The organism is Streptomyces sp. 8K308, from assembly GCF_004348315.1.
In the GTDB taxonomy this organism is placed as follows: Bacteria; Actinomycetota; Actinomycetes; order Streptomycetales; family Streptomycetaceae; genus Streptomyces.
The window spans coordinates 1-1,614 of the sequence record NZ_SMKC01000605.1 but is presented as its reverse complement, the minus strand read 5'-3'; the positions used below and the strand labels follow the sequence as shown (position 1 = coordinate 1,614).

Annotated in this window: 2 protein-coding genes and 1 pseudogene; 2 read left to right on the top strand and 1 reads right to left on the bottom strand. The window is 72.6% G+C overall.

Features of this window, described 5'->3' with window-relative positions; genetic code table 11:
• A partial coding sequence (locus tag E1265_RS36090) for a DNA-formamidopyrimidine glycosylase family protein (RefSeq protein ID WP_279571502.1) occupies positions 1 to 403 on the bottom strand: 403 nt, incomplete at its 3' end.
• A gap of 111 nt (positions 404 to 514) precedes the next feature.
• On the opposite strand from E1265_RS36090, the gene E1265_RS36085 reads away from it, so the two are divergent.
• Together E1265_RS36085 and E1265_RS36080 are read left to right on the top strand one after the other, a co-directional pair.
• Positions 515 to 1,120 (top strand): TetR/AcrR family transcriptional regulator, encoded by a 606-nt coding sequence (locus E1265_RS36085; protein ID WP_132935154.1) that lies wholly within the window; start codon positions 515 to 517, stop codon positions 1,118 to 1,120.
• A gap of 120 nt (positions 1,121 to 1,240) precedes the next feature.
• A pseudogene (locus E1265_RS36080) lies at positions 1,241 to 1,614 on the top strand (hypothetical protein); the annotation flags it as partial.

Genomic DNA, 1,614 nt, shown 5'->3' with positions numbered 1-1,614 from the left:
GGTCCCAGTCGGGGCCGAGAAGGTCGGGTCCGAGGTGGCCGACGAGGCGGGGCTCCTCGGCGGTGCGGACGAGGTCGAGGACGGGGAGGCGGTAGCCGACGGCGGTGTGGTCGGCGGTGGCCAGGATGGCGCGGATCTGGTGGGCGGGGCCCCCGCGCCAGCGTTGGCCGGGGGTGTGGACGTGCCAGGCGCCGTCCATGCGGAGGTGGGAGTGGAGGGTGAGGCCGCCCTCGACGCGGGTGAGCAGGTGCTTGCCGCGCGGGGTGACGTCGAGGACGGCGCGGCCGGTGAGGTCGGTGGTGGCCAGCCGGGGGACGCGCAGGTCGGAGCGGGTCAGCGGGTGCCCGGCGAGGGCCGCGTCGAGCCGGCGGGCGGCCTGCCAGACGGTGTCTCCTTCGGGCATGCCTCCATCATGCGACACCGGCGAATGTGACGGGCATCACTATCGGCACGTTTTCGTTTCGCTAAGGGCGGGCCCCCCATGAGTACGGAACAGTTTCGTACAGCGGATGCCATGTCCACGGAGACCACCCAGGCGGCGCCGGCCGGCCGGCGGAGTCGGTTGTCGGAGAGCCGGGAACGCGAGATCTACCAGGTGGTCGAGCGGCTGCTGCGCGAGCACGGCTACGACGCGCTCACCATGGACGAGGTCGCCGCCGCCCGCGCCAGCAAGGCGACCCTCTACCGCCGGTGGAAGACCAAGGCCGAGCTCGTGGTGAGCATGCTCAAGGCGCTCAAGCCGCCCATCGCGACGGAGGTCAGGGCCGGCACGCTGGCCGAGACGCTGCTGGAGCAGATGCGGTTCGCCGGCCGCCGCCTCCACGAGGAGGCCGGGCTGATGCGGGGGCTCGGGATGGCCATGCACCAGAACCCCGAGCTGCTCGCGGCCTTCCGCGACATGCTGCTCCGGCCGGAACTGGACGCCACCAGAAAGCTCCTGGACGAGGCCCGGGAGCGCGGCGAACTGCCGGCGAACGGGCCGGACGCCGAGCACCTGCTCTACATGGTGCTCGGGGCGATCCTCGGCCGCGAACTGTTCGAGGACGAGCAGCCGGACACCGACTTCCTCGTGGAGTACGCGAGAACCGTGATCCTGCCCGCGCTCGGGCTCAGAGCCTAACCACCACCCACCCGGAACGAGACCCGGCGGCCGTCGGCCGCCGGGACGATTCCTCACGCCCTTCTCCAGCCCATTTATCAGCCTTTGCAGCAACAACGACACCCCAGGGAAACGCGGCTCATGGCTACCTTTCTCCAACGACTCGGCCAGTTCTCCTACCAACGGCGGCGGTTGGTCGCCCTGACCTGGATCGCGCTGCTGGCCGTCGCCGTCGTCGCCGCGGCCGGGCGGCGTGCCAGGGCGGCCTTCGAGGCGGTCAGGCCGAGGGAGCGGCACCTGACGCTCACCACGGGCGGCCTGCTCGGCGCCGGATGGGACGAACGGCGGGCGACGGGGCTGCTGGCCCCGGGGCTCGCCGTGGCCGACCGCGAGTCGGTGGCCGTGGTCGCCTACACGGCCACCGAGCGGGACGCGGAACGGCTCAACCGCTTCGGCTTCGCCACCGCCCGCCGCGTCGCGGGCCCCGCGGGCACCCAAGCCTGGCTCACCCGCCG